Source organism: Streptomyces sp. NPDC052773 (genome assembly GCF_044547145.1).
GTDB lineage: Bacteria > Actinomycetota > Actinomycetes > Streptomycetales > Streptomycetaceae > Streptomyces.
Genome location: NZ_JBITZX010000008.1, coordinates 155,323 through 168,876, shown reverse-complemented (window position 1 = coordinate 168,876; position 13,554 = coordinate 155,323). Strand labels below are relative to the sequence as shown.

The 13,554-nt window shown below is 71.3% G+C and carries 10 protein-coding genes; 5 read left to right on the top strand and 5 right to left on the bottom strand.

What is annotated here, in order from left to right; all coding sequences use genetic code 11:
- The first annotated feature begins 90 nt into the window (after positions 1–90).
- The 5 genes from tkt to pgl are packed head-to-tail and all read left to right on the top strand — an operon-like array spanning position 91 to position 6,765.
- Complete coding sequence (gene tkt, locus ACIG0D_RS19690) at positions 91–2,178, top strand: transketolase (RefSeq protein ID WP_399802311.1); 2,088 nt, start codon at positions 91–93, stop codon at positions 2,176–2,178.
- Positions 2,179–2,212: 34 nt separating this feature from the next.
- Positions 2,213–3,331, top strand: coding sequence for a transaldolase (gene tal, locus ACIG0D_RS19685; protein WP_399802308.1), 1,119 nt, complete (start codon positions 2,213–2,215; stop codon positions 3,329–3,331).
- A gap of 4 nt (positions 3,332–3,335) precedes the next feature.
- Positions 3,336–4,871, top strand: a complete 1,536-nt coding sequence (gene zwf / locus ACIG0D_RS19680) for a glucose-6-phosphate dehydrogenase (RefSeq protein ID WP_399802305.1) — start codon at positions 3,336–3,338, stop codon at positions 4,869–4,871.
- A complete protein-coding gene (gene opcA, locus ACIG0D_RS19675) occupies positions 4,868–5,986 on the top strand; it encodes a glucose-6-phosphate dehydrogenase assembly protein OpcA (protein WP_399802302.1) in 1,119 nt (372 codons plus the stop codon). Before zwf ends, opcA begins: the two co-directional genes overlap by 4 nt.
- A complete protein-coding gene (pgl, locus tag ACIG0D_RS19670) occupies positions 5,983–6,765 on the top strand; it encodes a 6-phosphogluconolactonase (protein WP_399802299.1) in 783 nt (260 codons plus the stop codon). The genes opcA and pgl overlap by 4 nt, the downstream gene beginning before the upstream one ends.
- Positions 6,766–6,837: 72 nt before the next feature.
- Here pgl and ACIG0D_RS19665 read toward each other — a convergent pair whose 3' ends face one another.
- The 5 genes from ACIG0D_RS19665 to ACIG0D_RS19645 form a co-directional block, all read right to left on the bottom strand.
- Positions 6,838–7,677, bottom strand: a complete 840-nt coding sequence (locus ACIG0D_RS19665) for a carbohydrate ABC transporter permease (RefSeq protein WP_399802296.1) — start codon at positions 7,675–7,677, stop codon at positions 6,838–6,840.
- Positions 7,674–9,032 carry an ABC transporter permease subunit gene (locus ACIG0D_RS19660; RefSeq protein WP_399802293.1) on the bottom strand — a complete coding sequence of 453 codons (1,359 nt, stop codon included), beginning with the start codon at positions 9,030–9,032 and terminating at the stop codon, positions 7,674–7,676. The genes ACIG0D_RS19665 and ACIG0D_RS19660 overlap by 4 nt, the downstream gene beginning before the upstream one ends.
- A gap of 1 nt (position 9,033) precedes the next feature.
- The gene (locus ACIG0D_RS19655) at positions 9,034–10,359 is read right to left on the bottom strand and encodes an ABC transporter substrate-binding protein (RefSeq protein ID WP_399802290.1); all 1,326 of its coding nucleotides are present in this window, start codon (positions 10,357–10,359) and stop codon (positions 9,034–9,036) included.
- A 120-nt stretch (positions 10,360–10,479) separates the two neighbouring features.
- Positions 10,480–12,120, bottom strand: a complete 1,641-nt coding sequence (locus tag ACIG0D_RS19650) for a glycoside hydrolase family 13 protein (RefSeq protein ID WP_399802287.1) — start codon at positions 12,118–12,120, stop codon at positions 10,480–10,482.
- A gap of 135 nt (positions 12,121–12,255) precedes the next feature.
- Positions 12,256–13,530: an ABC transporter substrate-binding protein gene (locus tag ACIG0D_RS19645; RefSeq protein ID WP_399802284.1), complete on the bottom strand. Its 1,275-nt coding sequence runs from the start codon at positions 13,528–13,530 to the stop codon at positions 12,256–12,258.
- Positions 13,531–13,554 lie beyond the last annotated feature (24 nt).

The window sequence follows — 13,554 nt, the reverse complement described above, 5'->3', positions numbered from 1 at the left end:
CTCGACAGCGGCCGGTGGGCGCGGAGTGCACCGGCGGTCGGTGTACGCCCACACCGGCATTCGACATGTGGAGAGGAGCCCTGACCCAGGGTGAGCACCAAGCCGACCACCACAGACCTCGAGTGGACCGAGCTGGACCAGCGGGCCGTTGACACCGCCCGCGTCCTGGCCGCCGACGCCGTACAGAAGGTTGGCAACGGCCATCCGGGTACGGCGATGAGCCTGGCGCCGGCCGCCTACACCCTCTTCCAGAAGGTGATGCGGCATGACCCGGCGGACGCCGACTGGGTCGCCCGCGACCGGTTCGTGCTGTCCGCGGGCCACTCGTCCCTGACCCTGTACACCCAGCTGTACCTGGCCGGCTTCGGCCTGGAGCTGGACGACCTGAAGGCCTTCCGGACCTGGGGCTCCAAGACCCCGGGCCACCCCGAGTACGGCCACACGACGGGCGTGGAGACGACGACCGGCCCGCTGGGCCAGGGTGTCGCCAACGCCGTCGGCATGGCCATGGCCGCCCGCTACGAGCGCGGTCTGTTCGACCCGGAGGCCCCCGCCGGGGAGTCCCCCTTCGACCACTACGTCTACTGCATCGCCGGTGACGGCTGCCTCCAGGAGGGCATCTCCGCCGAGGCGTCCTCGCTGGCCGGCCACCAGAAGCTCGGCAACCTGATCCTGCTGTGGGACGACAACCACATCTCGATCGAGGGCGACACCGAGACGGCCGTCTCCGAGGACACCGTCAAGCGCTACGAGGCCTACGGCTGGCACGTCCAGCGCGTCGAGCCCCAGGCCAACGGCGACCTGGACCCGAAGGCGATCTACGCCGCGATCCAGGAGGCCAAGAAGGTCACGGACAGGCCGTCCTTCATCGCCATGCGCTCGATCATCGCCTGGCCGGCCCCGAACGCGCAGAACACCGAGGCCGCGCACGGCTCGGCGCTGGGCGACGAGGAGGTCGCGGCCACCAAGCGCGTCCTCGGCTTCGACCCGGAGAAGACCTTCGAGGTCGCCGACGAGGTCATCGAGCACACCCGCAAGGCGCTGGAGCGGGGCCGCCAGGCCAAGGCCGAGTGGGAGAAGTCCTTCCAGGAGTGGCGCAACAACAACCCGGAGCGCGCGGCCGAGTTCGACCGCATCGCCAAGGGTGAGCTGCCGGCCGGCTGGGAGGAGAAGATCCCGGTCTTCGAGCCCGGCAAGGGCGTCGCCACGCGTGCCGCGTCCGGCAAGGTGCTCCAGGCGCTCGGCGAGGTCATCCCCGAGCTGTGGGGCGGCTCCGCCGACCTGGCCGGTTCGAACAACACGACCATCGACAAGACGTCGTCGTTCCTCCCGGAGGGCAACCCGCTGCCGGAGGCGAACCCCTACGGCCGCACGATCCACTTCGGCATCCGCGAGCACGCCATGGCCGCGGAGATGAACGGCATCGCGCTGCACGGCAACACCCGTGTCTACGGCGGCACCTTCCTCGTCTTCTCCGACTACATGCGCAACGCGGTGCGCCTGTCGGCCCTGATGCACCTTCCGGTCACGTACGTGTGGACGCACGACTCCATCGGCCTCGGCGAGGACGGCCCGACCCACCAGCCGGTCGAGCACCTGGCCTCGCTGCGCGCCATCCCGGGCCTGAACGTGGTCCGCCCGGCCGACGCCAACGAGACCGCCATCGCCTGGCGCGAGATCCTCAAGCGCCACACCAAGGAGTTCGGCAAGGGGCAGCCGCACGGTCTCGCGCTGACCCGTCAGGGCGTGCCGACGTTCGAGCCGAACGAGGGCGCGGCCAAGGGCGGCTATGTGCTGTTCGAGGCCGAGGGTGGCGAGCCGCAGGTCATCCTGATCGCGACCGGTTCCGAGGTGCACGTGGCCGTCGAGGCGCGTGAGGCGCTCCAGGCCGAGGGCGTGCCGACCCGCGTGGTGTCGATGCCGTCGGTGGAGTGGTTCGAGGAGCAGGACCAGGGGTACCGGGACAGCGTCCTTCCGCCGCACGTGAAGGCGCGTGTCGCGGTCGAGGCCGGTATCGGTCTGACCTGGCACAAGTACGTCGGGGACGCGGGCCGCATCGTTTCGCTGGAGCACTTCGGCGCGTCCGCGGACGGCAAGGTCCTCTTCCGCGAGTACGGCTTCACCGCTCAGAACGTGGCCGCCGTGGCCCGGGAATCGCTCGCCGCCGCCCAGCGCTGACGCTCATACACGACACGTAGGAGATGCAATTTCCATGACGGACGCACTCAAGCGCCTCTCCGAGGAAGGCGTCGCGATCTGGCTGGACGACCTGTCGCGCAAGCGGATCACCTCGGGCAACCTCGCCGAGCTGATCGACCAGCAGCACGTCGTGGGCGTCACCACCAACCCGACCATCTTCCAGAAGGCGATCAGCAGCGGCGACGGCTACGACCAGCAGCTGTCCGACCTCGCCGCGCGCAAGGTGACGGTCGAAGAGGCCATCCGCATGATCACCACGGCGGACGTCCGTGACGCCGCCGACATCCTGCGCCCGGTCTTCGACGCGACCGGCGGGCAGGACGGCCGGGTGTCGATCGAGGTCGACCCGCGCCTCGCGCACAACACCAAGGCGACCGTCGCCGAGGCCAAGCAGCTGGCCTGGCTGGTGGACCGCCCCAACACGCTGATCAAGATCCCGGCGACCAAGGCGGGCCTGCCCGCGATCACCGAGGTCATCGGCAACGGCATCAGCGTCAACGTCACGCTGATCTTCTCGCTGGAGCGTTACCGCGAGGTCATGGACGCCTACCTCGCCGGTCTGGAGAAGGCGAAGGAGAAGGGCCTGGACCTCTCCCTGATCCACTCGGTGGCGTCGTTCTTCGTGTCCCGCGTGGACACCGAGATCGACAAGCGGCTGGACGCGCTCGGCACCGACGAGGCCAAGGCGCTGCGCGGCAAGGCCGCCCTCGCCAACGCCCGGCTCGCCTACCAGGCGTACGAGGAGGTCTTCTCCTCTGACCGCTGGAGCAAGCTGGAGAGCGCCGGCGCCAACAAGCAGCGTCCGCTGTGGGCGTCGACCGGTGTGAAGGACCCGGCGTACAAGGACACGCTGTACGTGGACGACCTGGTCGCCCCGAACACCGTGAACACCATGCCGGAGGCCACGCTGCTGGCCACCGAGGACCACGGGCAGATCACCGGCAACACCGTCGCCGGCACCTACGAGCAGGCCCGCGCCGACCTCGACGCGATCGCCAAGCTGGGGATCTCGTACGACGACGTGGTGCAGCTGCTGGAGGACGAGGGCGTCGAGAAGTTCGAGGCGTCCTGGAACGACCTGCTGGCGTCGACCGAGGCCGAGCTGAAGCGCCTCGCCCCCTCGGAGGGCTGACACCTTGTCTCCCTCTGTCACAGGAGCGAACCCGCTTCGTGACCCCGCAGACCGACGGCTCCCGCGTATCGCGGGGCCGTCGGGCCTGGTCATCTTCGGCGTCACGGGCGATCTGTCGCGCAAGAAGCTGATGCCCGCGGTGTACGACCTCGCCAACCGCGGTCTGCTGCCGCCGGGCTTCTCGCTGGTCGGCTTCGCCCGCCGCGAGTGGCAGCACGAGGACTTCGCCCAGGAGGTCCACGACGCCGTCAAGGCGCACGCCCGTACCCCCTTCCGCGAGGAGGTCTGGCAGCAGCTCATCCAGGGCATGCGGTTCGTCCAGGGCACCTTCGACGACGACGAGGCGTTCGAGAAGCTGCGCGCCACGATCGAGGAGCTGGACAAGGCGCAGGGCACCGGCGGCAACTTCGCCTTCTACCTGTCCGTGCCGCCGCGCTCGTTCCCGGTGGTCATCCAGCAGCTGAAGAAGCACGGGCTGGCCGACCAGACGGGCGGCTCGTGGCGGCGTGCGGTGATCGAGAAGCCGTTCGGCCACGACCTGAAGTCGGCCGAGGAGCTGAACGCGATCGTCCACGAGGTGTTCGCCCCGGACCAGGTGTTCCGGATCGACCACTACCTGGGCAAGGAGACCGTCCAGAACATCCTGGCGCTGCGGTTCGCCAACACGATGTTCGAGCCGATCTGGAACCGGTCCTTCGTGGACCATGTGCAGATCACCATGGCCGAGGACATCGGCATCGGCGGCCGGGCCGGCTACTACGACGGCATCGGCGCCGCCCGTGACGTCATCCAGAACCACCTGCTCCAGCTGCTCGCGCTCACCGCGATGGAGGAGCCCGCTTCCTTCGACGCGGACGCGCTGGCCGCGGAGAAGACGAAGGTGCTCGGCGCCGTGCGGCTGCCGAAGGACCTGGGCCGCGACACCGTGCGCGCCCAGTACTCGGCGGGCTGGCAGGGCGGCGCGCAGGTGCGCGGCTATCTGGAGGAGGAGGGCATCGACCCGGACTCCAAGACCGACACCTACGCCGCGATCAAGCTGGGCATCGACAACCGCCGCTGGGCGGGCGTCCCGTTCTACCTGCGCACCGGCAAGCGGCTCGGCCGCCGGGTCACGGAGATCGCGGTCGTCTTCCAGCGCGCCCCGCACTCCCCCTTCGACACGACGGCGACGGAGGAGCTGGGCCAGAACGCGATCGTGATCCGGGTGCAGCCGGACGAGGGCGTGACGGTCCGGTTCGGCTCGAAGGTCCCGGGCACCTCGATGGAGATCCGGGACGTGTCGATGGACTTCGCGTACGGCGAGTCCTTCACCGAGTCCAGCCCGGAGGCGTACGAACGGCTGATCCTGGACGTGCTGCTCGGCGACTCGAACCTCTTCCCGCGCACCGAGGAGGTCGAGCTGTCCTGGAAGATCCTCGACCCGATCGAGGAGTACTGGGACACGCACGGCAAGCCGGCCCAGTACCCGGCGGGTACCTGGGGTCCCGTCGAGGCGGACGAAATGCTCGAGCGAGACGGACGGAGCTGGCGCCGGCCATGAAGATAGACCTCACGGACACCACCGCCAGCAAGATCAACAAGGCGCTGGTGCAGGGGCGCCGGGCGATCGGCACCCCCGCCGTCGGCATGGTGCTCACGCTGGTCATCGTCACGGACGAGGAGAACGCGTACGACGCCCTGAAGGCCGCGAACGAGGCCTCGCGCGAGCACCCCTCGCGCACCCTCGTGGTCATCAAGCGCGTCTCGCGCACCCCGCGCGACCGCACCCAGTCCCGCCTGGACGCCGAGGTGCGGGTGGGCGCGGACGCCGGCACGGGCGAGACGGTGGTGCTCCGTCTGTACGGCGACGTGGTCGACCACGCCCAGTCGGTGGTGCTGCCGCTGCTGCTGCCCGACGCCCCCGTGGTGGTGTGGTGGCCGGTGAACGCGCCGCTGGACCCGGCGAACGACCCGCTGGGCGCGCTGGCCCAGCGGCGGGTGACCGACACCTACGCGGCCGAGGACCCGGTGCGCGACCTCACGGCCCGCGCCGAGACGTACACCCCCGGCGACACGGACCTGTCGTGGACCCGCATCACGCCGTGGCGTTCGATGCTGGCCGCGGCGCTGGACCAGGTCGTGTGCGAGGTGAAGGGCGTCGAGGTCGAGGGCGAGGAGTTCAACCCGAGCTGCGAGCTGCTGGCGATGTGGCTCGCGGACCGGCTGGGCGTGCCGGTGCGGCGCTCGGTGTCGGCCGGCCCCGGTCTGACCGCGGTCCGCATGGACACCGACTGCGGCCCGATCGTCCTGGACCGTGCCGACGGCTCGCTGGCGACCCTGTCCATTCAGGGCCAGCCGGCCCGGGCGGTGGCGCTGAAGCGGCGTGAGACGGCCGAGCTGATCGCGGAGGAGCTGCGGCGGCTGGACCCGGACGACACGTACGCGTCGGCGCTGCGGTTCGGTGTGGAGCGGCTGAAGGCGGCACAGCCGGAGGCGGCGGCGGATCCGGAGCGGCAGGAGCCGGCGAAGGATGCGGAGCCGGACGGGGAGGCCGCGGCCGACCCGGTCGCGACCGACGAACCAGTGGCGGTCCCGGAGCCCGTCGAGGAGGCCGCGAAGGCACCCGCGAAGAAGGCCACCCGCAAGGCCCCGGTGAAGAAGGCGGCGGCGAAGTGAGCACTCCGCAGCTGGTCGTGCACCACGACAAGGAGCTGATGGCGCAGGCCGCGGCGGCCCGGCTGATCACGAAGATCGTGGACGCGCAGGCCTCGCGCGGCTCGGCGTCGGTGGTCCTCACCGGCGGGCGCAACGGCAACGGCGTACTGGCCGCCCTGGCCGCCGCGCCCGCGCGGGACGCGATCGACTGGTCCCGGCTGGACCTGTGGTGGGGTGACGAGCGGTTCCTGCCCGAGGGCGACCCGGACCGCAATGTCACCCAGGCCCGCGAGGCCCTGCTGGACTCCGTGCCGCTGAACCCGGAGCGGGTGCACGCGATGCCCGCCTCGGACGGCCCGTACGGCTCCGACGTGGACGCGGCGGCCGCCGCCTACGCCGAGGAGCTGGCCCGGGCGGCCGGTCCCGAGAACCACGGCGGGGTTCCGACGTTCGACGTCCTGATGCTGGGTGTCGGCCCGGACACGCACGTGGCCTCGCTCTTCCCGGAGCTGCCCGCGGTGCGCGAGACCGAGCGCACGGTGGTCGGCGTCCACGGCGCGCCCAAGCCCCCGCCGACGCGGGTCACCCTCACCCTCCCGGCGATCCGGTCGGCCCGTGAGGTGTGGCTGCTGGCGGCCGGCGAGGACAAGGCGCAGGCCGCGGCGATCGCTCTGTCCGGCGCGGGCGAGGTCCAGGCCCCGGCGGCGGGCGCCCGGGGCCGTTCCCGCACCCTGTGGCTGCTGGACGCGGCGGCGGCCTCCGCGCTGCCGCGCACGCTGTATCCCCCGGCGACGCCGTGACCGGCTGAACGGAGCCGGCACGGAAAGGGGCGGCGGAGATCCTGGATCTCCGCCGCCCCTTTCCGTGCCGGGCTATTTCACCGACCCGGCCATCACGCCCTGCACGAAGTGCCGCTGGAAGGCGAAGAAGACCGCCACCGGCACGACCAGGGAGAGGAAGGCGCCGGGGGCCAGGACGTCGATGTTGCTGCCGAACTGGCGTATCTGGGACTGGAGTTCCACGGTGAGCGGCTGGGCGGTGCTGTCGGCGAAGAGGAGGGCGACGAGCATGTCGTTCCACACCCACAGGAACTGGAAGATGGCGAGGCTGGCGATGGCCGGCCGGCCGACGGGCAGGACGAGGCGGGTGAAGATGCGCCACTCGCTGCCGCCGTCCATGCGGGCGGCCTCCAGCATCTCCTTGGGGATCTCCGCGAAGTAGTTCCGCAGCAGGAACACGGCGAACGGCAGGCCGTAGGCGACGTGGAAGAGGACGACGCCGGGGATCGTGCCGAACAGGCCGAGCTGGCCGAAGAGTTTGGCGACCGGGAGCAGGCCGATCTGGACGGGGACCACCAGCAGGGCCACCACCAGGAGGAACAGCGGCTCGCGCAGCGGGAAGTCCAGCCAGGCGAAGGCGTATCCGGCGAGCGCCGCGATGACGACGACCAGGGCCGTCGTCGGCACGGAGATCAGGACCGTGTTCCAGAAGGCCTGGGTGATGCCCGAGTTGTCCAGCAGCGCCGCGTAGTTGTCGAAGGACAGCTGCCCGGGGCTGGTGAACACGGTCCACCAGCCGCCCTTCGCGGTGTCCTCGGCGGAGCGCAGCGAGGACAGGAACAGTCCGGCCAGCGGCGTCATCCAGACCAGGCCGGTCACCACGAGGAAGGCCTGGACGAGCCCGTTGCCCAGCCCGCGCCGGATGGCGTTCATCGCTGACTCCTTCGGAAACGGCGGACGTTGAAGACCATCGCCGGGACGACCAGCAGCAGGAGCAGGACGCCCAGCGCGCTGCCGAGGCCCTGGTTGTTGCCGCCGCCGAACGACACCAGCCACATCTGCGTCGCGAGCACGGTCGCGTCCTCCTGAACCGGGCCGGGCGCGATGATGTAGACGAGGTCGAAGACCTTCATCACGTTGATCACCAGGGTCACGAAGACGACGGTGAGCACGGGTGCGAGCAGCGGGACCGTGATGCGGCGGAAGATCTGCCACTCGTTGGCACCGTCCATCCGCGCCGCCTCCAGCGCGTCCCGGGGCAGCGTGGACAGGCCCGCGCCGATCAGCACCATCGCGAAGCCGGTCCAGATCCACAGGTACGCCCCGATGATCGCGGGGGTGACGAGCGCCGGGCCGAGCCAGGAGACGCCCTCGTAGGGCGGGGCGAAGTTCGACGCGGGGAGCTTGACGGTGTACGAGCCGTCGGCGAGGCCGTCGAAGCGGAACGAGCCGTCGGACGCCGTGGTCGTCGAGGCCACCACCTCTCCGCCGCGCACCGCCTCGACCTTCATCTCGGGCAGGCCGCTCTCCCGGGGGTCGACCGTGCCCGGCTTCCCTCCCCCGCCGGGTGTGAAGTCCAGGTGGACGACGCCGCGCAGTTCGCCGGGCCCGGCGGTGCGGCCGGCCGCGGCGCGGGCGGGTTCGGCGCCGCCGGGCAGGTCCTTGGGCTGGACGCCGACCAAACCGAGCGTCACCGTGTCCCCCGGTGCCACGGCGGTGCTCGTGCGGTAGGCCCCGTCCGCCTCCTTGGTCAGGCCCTGGCCGTCGCGGGCGCGGGCCGTGGGGTAGGAGGAGGTGCCGGTGAAGGCGTCGTGGACGGAGACCACGGCCGCGTTCAGCACGCCCTTGTCGGGGTCCTCGTCGTAGGCGAGCCGGAAGATGATGCCGGCGGCGAGGAAGGAGACCGCCATCGGCATGAAGAGCAGCAGCTTGAACGCGGTGGCCCAGCGGATCTTCTCGACGAGGACGGCGAGGATCAGGCCGAGGCCGGTGAGCAGGGTGGGCGCGACCACGACCCAGATGGCCGTGTTGCGGATGGCCTTGAGGGTGGCGGGGTCGCGGAACATCTCGGCGTAGTTCTCGCCGCCGACGAACCGGGTCCCGCCGGCGTCGAAGAAGCTGCGGCCGATCGAGAACAGCACCGGGTAGACGACGAGGGCGCCCAGCAGGAGCAGCGCGGGGAAGACGAACAGCAGGGCGATGATCCGGCCCCGGCGCCGCGGGCGCCGACGGGTGTCGGCGACCGCGGCGGCCGGCGGGCTCGCCTCTTTCACGAGGGTGGCGGTCATGTCAGCCCCGGTACGCCTTCGCCGCCGCGGCCTCCAGCCGCTCCGCGGTGGCCTTCGGGTCCGACGGGTCGCGCAGGAAGTCCTGGAGGATCTTCCACTCGCCGGCGCCCTTGGTGCCGCCGAAGGCCGCGGGGGCCTGGTCGGACATGTCGAAGCGGACCGAGTCCCCGGCGGCGACGAGGGACTGGGCGGTGGCGCGGGTGACGTCGTCGCCGTAGGAGGCGAGGTCGAGCTTCTTGTTCGGGGAGAGGAAGCCGCCGGCCTCGGCCCACACGGCCGCGGCCTCCGGGGTGGCCAGGTACTCCAGGAGCGCCATGGCGGCCTTCTGGTTCTTGCCGTCCTTCAGGACGACGGCCGCGTCACCGCCGCTGACGACCGGCGCCTTGCCGTCGCCGACCGCCGGGAACGGGAAGAAGTCCGCGTCCTCGCCGATCGACCTGCCGAACTGGTCCTTGGCGACGCCGGCGACGAAGTCGCCCTCGTAGACCATGCCGGCCTCGGGCTTCGGGCCGAACACCTTCTCCACCGAGCCGGGGAAGTCGGTGTTGAGGGCGCCCTTCTGGCCGCCCGCGATGAGCTGCTTGTCCTTGAAGAGCTTGCCCAGCGTCTCCAGGGCCTTCACGACGCTCGCGTCGGTCCACTTCAGCTCGTGCGCGGCGAGGGCGTCGTACTTCTCGGGTCCGGCCTGGGAGAGGTAGACGTTCTCGAACCAGTCGGTGAGGGTCCAGCCGTCCTGTCCGGCGACCGAGAAGGCGGCGAGCCCGGAGTCGGAGACGGTCCGCCCGGCCTTCAGCATCTCGTCGTACGTCTTCGGCGGCTTGACGCCCGCCTGGGCGAGGGCGTCGGGGCTGTACCAGACGGTCGACTTGTGGGCGGCCTTGAAGTAGAGGCCGTAGAGCTTGCCGTCGACGCTGCCGTACTTCTTCCACACGGGGGCGAAGCCTGCGTCGACGGCCTTCTCGGTCTTCTCCGACAGCGGCGTGAGCCAGCCCTGCTCGGCGAACTGCTGGAGCACGCCGACCTGAGGGACCATCACGACGTCGGGGGCGTTGCCGCCCTCGATCTTGCTGCCGACGACGGTGGAGACGTTGTCGCCGGTGGACACGAACTGGGTCTTGGCGCCGGTCTTCTCGGTGAAGGCGTCCAGCACCTTCTGGAAGTTCTTCTGCTCGGTGCCGGACCAGACACCGGCCACGGTGACGGTCTGGCCGCTCAGCGCCTGGTCGCCGCCGCCGGCCGTGACGGGGCCGCCGCCGCAGGCGGTCGCGCCGAGGGCCAGCGCGAGGGCGGTACAGGTGGTGAGCAGGGTGGTACGTCGTCGCATCATCGTCGATGTCCCTTCGCAGGTTGTCTCGGGAGGAGACGGGGGGTCTCGGGGGAGACCCGGGGGGTCGGGAGAAGACCGGGGTCTCGGGGGGAGACCGGGGTCTCGGGGGGCGACCGGGTCTCAGGAGGCGACCGGGGCCTCAGGAGAGATCGGGAGGTCGCTGATCCACCAGGCCGCCGTCGAGCCGGGCAGCTCGCCGGGCGGGCAGGGGCCGCTGGACAGCAGCGGGGTGCCGGGGACCGGCGCGGGCACGGGTGCCGTACCGAAGTTCACGGCGCAGACGAGGTCGTCGCCGCGGACGAAGGCCAGGACGCCGGGCGGGGTGTCCAGCCAGCGCAGGGTGCCCTCGCCGAGCTGGGGCAGGGCGGCGCGCAGTTGCAGGCCGTCGCGGTACAGGTGCCAGAAGGAGCGGGTGTCGGCGAGGGCGCGGTCGGTGGCGTACTCGGCGAACCACTCGGGCTGCGGCAGCCACGGCTTGGCGGTCTCGGCGCCGGAGGTGAAGCCGAACGGCGAGGCCTGTCCGGACCACGGCAGCGGCACGCGGCAGCCGTCGCGGATCCGGGCGCGGCTGCCGGTGCGGCGGAAGATCGGGTCGGTGAGCACGTCGTCGGGCAGGTCGACGACCTCGGGCAGGCCCAGCTCCTCGCCCTGGTAGATGTACGCCGCGCCGGGCAGCGCCAGCATGAGCAGCGCGGCGGCGCGGGCGCGGGCGGCGCCGAGGCCGCTGCCATGCGGGGTGGGTTCGCCGTAGCGGGTGACGGTGCGGACCTGGTCGTGGTTGTTGAGGACCCAGGTGACGGTGGAGCCGGTGCCGGCGATGTCCGCCATGGCCTCGGAGATCACCTTGCGGAAGGCGTCGGGGTCCCAGGGCGCGCCGAGCAGGTCGAAGAAGAAGGCCTGGTGGAGTTCGTCGGGGCGGACGTAGAGGGCGTGTTCGCGGGCGGTGGGCACGGAGACCTCGCCGACGAGGAGGCGTTCGCGGCCGTCGCGGGCGGCGTACTCCTCGCAGACCGCCCGCCAGTGGCGCCATACGTCGTGCACCTCGGGCTGGTTCCAGGCGAGCGGGTTGACCGAGTCGCGGGTGCGGGCGTCGGCCTCGGGGTCGTCGGAGTCGGGCAGTTCGGGGTGCTTGAAGAGGCCGGCGGCGACGTCGATGCGGAAGCCGTCGACGCCCCGGTCGAGCCAGAAGCGCAGGATCCGGTCGAACTCGGCGCGGATCTCGGGGTTGCGCCAGTTCCAGTCGGGCTGCTCGGGCGTGAACATGTGCAGGTACCACTGGCCGTCCTCGACCCGGGTCCAGGCCGGGCCGCCGAACATGGCGTGCCAGTTGTTGGGTGGCTCGCTGCCGTCGGGGCCGCGGCCGTCGGCGAAGTGGAAGCGGGCGCGGGCCGCGCTGCCGGGCGGCGAGGCGAGCGCCTCGCGGAACCACGGGTGCGCGCTGGAGCAGTGGTTGGGGACGATGTCGAGCAGCACCTTGATGCCGAGCCGCCGGGCGGCCCGCACCAGCTCGTCGAACTCGGCGAGGTCGCCGAAGAGCGGGTCGACGTCGCAGTAGTCGGCCACGTCGTAGCCGTGGTCGTGCTGCGGCGAGGGGTAGAAGGGGCTCAACCAGATCCCGTCGACGCCGAGCTTCTTCAGATACGGCAGTCCCGCCCGGACGCCGGCGAGATCGCCGACTCCGTCACCGGTGCTGTCCAGAAAGCTGCGGACGTACACCTGGTAGATCACGGCGTCCCGCCACCAGTGGCGCTTACTCAACATGCATGCATGTTAGGTAGGCGTGTCGTAAGCGTGTCAACGAAAAGAACGCAGGATACTGGCCAGTTGGGGCGACAAAGCAGGAGTAAATGGGACAGACTGACGCCAGTTGAGATATCCGCGTTACCTAACAGGTAACTATCGACTGGAGATGGCCGCCAGCTCGCGCGCCAGTCGGCGCACCGCCGCCTCGGGCGTCTGCCGCCCGGTCATCGCGTCCTGCACGGCCGCCTGCACCACCAGGCTGACCTGGTCGTAGTGCGGGCTCTTGGGGCGCGGCGCGGCCCGCAGCACGCTCTCGCGCAGGGTCGGCAGATACGGGTAGGCGCGGATCAGCCCGGGATCGTCGTAGAGCGCGGCCCGTACGGGCGGCAGCGCGCCTCGGGTGAGGACCTGGCGCTGCACGGGCTCGCCGGTGAGGTACGCGATCAGGCGCGCGGCGGTGTCGGGATGCCGGGCATGGCTGCTCACGGCCAGGTTGGAGCCGCCGAGAACGCTGGTCCCCGGCCCGTCGGGGCCGGGCAGCGGTACGGCGCCGACCTTCCCGGCGACCCGGGAGCCCTCGGCGGAGGCGGCGACGTAGGCGTACGGCCAGTTGCGCAGGAAGAGCAGCCGGCCGTCCTGGAAGGCCTGCTTGGACTCCTCCTCCTTGTACGCGAGCGCCGCCTTCGGTATCCAGCCGTCGCGCACCCCGCGCGCGAGGAAGCCGATGCCCTCGCGGGCCGCCGCGGAGTCCACGGTGACGCGTGCGCCCTCGTCGCCGAGGATCGTGCCGCCCGCCGAGTAGACGGCCTCGGCCGCGTTCACGGTCAGGCCCTCGTAGGGCAGGAACTGCCCGGCGTAGCCGTCGAGCCCGTGCTTCGGCGCGAGGGTCTTCGCGTACCGCTCCAGCTCGGCCCAGGTGCGCGGCGGGGGGACGCCCTCCGCGGCGAGGACGTCCTTGCGGTAGAGCAGCAGGCCGGCGTTGGTGACGTACGGGACGGCGTACAGCCGCCCGTCGTAGGTCGCGGTGCCGACCACCGGCCGCAGGAAGGCGTCCAGGTCGAAGCGGTCGCGGGGCAGCGGGCGTATCCAGCCCGCCGCGGCGAACTCGGACGTCCAGTTGACGTCGATGTTGAGGACGTCGAACCGGCCGCGACCGCCCGCGCGCAGGTCGGTGGCCATCTGGGCGCGGGTCTCGTCGGCCGAGTCGGGCAGCTCGACGAGGGTCACCCGCTCCCCGGGGTGGGCGCGGTTCCAGCCCTCCAGCAGGGGGCCGAGATAGCCGGTGAGGTCGCCCGCGGTGGCCAGGGTGAGCGGGCCGCGCCCGCCGTCGTCGCGCGCCTGGCCCGCCTGGGCGCCGGAGGCGACGTAACCGGTCAGCAGGACCACGAGAACGAGAAGGCCCCTACCCGCGGCACTCATCCACCGCATAGGTTCCTCCCTGTACACCGGCCA

What these genes read in the sequence shown, in the direction of transcription:
- tal (WP_399802308.1), top strand. Translation starts at nt 2,213, where the DNA reads ATGACGGACGCACTCAAGCGCCTCTCCGAGGAAGGCGTCGCGATCTGG.
- opcA (WP_399802302.1), top strand. Translation starts at nt 4,868, where the DNA reads ATGAAGATAGACCTCACGGACACCACCGCCAGCAAGATCAACAAGGCG.
- ACIG0D_RS19665 (WP_399802296.1), bottom strand. Translation starts at nt 7,677, where the DNA reads ATGAACGCCATCCGGCGCGGGCTGGGCAACGGGCTCGTCCAGGCCTTC.
- ACIG0D_RS19660 (WP_399802293.1), bottom strand. Translation starts at nt 9,032, where the DNA reads ATGACCGCCACCCTCGTGAAAGAGGCGAGCCCGCCGGCCGCCGCGGTC.
- ACIG0D_RS19655 (WP_399802290.1), bottom strand. Translation starts at nt 10,359, where the DNA reads ATGATGCGACGACGTACCACCCTGCTCACCACCTGTACCGCCCTCGCG.
- ACIG0D_RS19650 (WP_399802287.1), bottom strand. Translation starts at nt 12,120, where the DNA reads ATGTTGAGTAAGCGCCACTGGTGGCGGGACGCCGTGATCTACCAGGTG.
- ACIG0D_RS19645 (WP_399802284.1), bottom strand. Translation starts at nt 13,530, where the DNA reads ATGCGGTGGATGAGTGCCGCGGGTAGGGGCCTTCTCGTTCTCGTGGTC.